This window comes from Neisseria sp. P0022.S010 (genome assembly GCF_051956635.1).
This window is the reverse complement of record NZ_JBQCXF010000838.1, coordinates 1-522: the sequence shown is the minus strand read 5'-3', so window position 1 is coordinate 522 and position 522 is coordinate 1. Positions and strand designations below refer to the sequence as shown.

The 522-nt window shown below is 55.6% G+C and carries 1 protein-coding gene; it reads right to left on the bottom strand.

Features of this window, described 5'->3' with window-relative positions; all coding sequences use genetic code 11:
* Positions 1-338 (bottom strand): GNAT family N-acetyltransferase (locus tag ACTHUT_RS21695; protein ID WP_440419879.1); only part of this gene is annotated, 338 nt, incomplete at its 3' end.
* Between the last annotated feature and the right edge of the window lie 184 nt (positions 339-522).

The window sequence follows — 522 nt, the reverse complement described above, 5'->3', positions numbered from 1 at the left end:
ATGCTGCGGATGAGCGGCGCCAATTTATCGTCAGCCAGCGCCGCGCGGGCGCAGCCTTGACCCTGATATGCGGGGTTGACCGACATCGAGCGCAGCAATACGGCGCGGGGGTTGGCGCTGTAAGTAAGGCGGTCGCTGCCTTTATCAAGGATGAAAAATCCGATGGGGCGGTTTTGGCACAAAATGGTTACGGCCAAACAGTCGGGCGCGGCGAACCGGCCGTTTTGCAGCCGCTCTTGGGGCGAAACCGAGTATTGTGCTTGCTCTCCGTGCAGACGGTAGTCCAAATCGGCGGCGTGTGCGGGGTCGTACAGCACAAGGGTAACGGTTTGGGGCATGGCGTGTTTTCCTGTTTGGCGGGCACTTGGCTTGTTTTCAGGCTGCTTTGAGGCCGTCTGAAAGCAAGGTGTCGGATACAAGTATCCGACTTGCGGCTATTGCAATAAAGGCAGTATGTTTGCAGGCTGATTATTTGAACATATTTTTAATAATGCCCATTACGCTGCGTGAAATGGCGTTGGT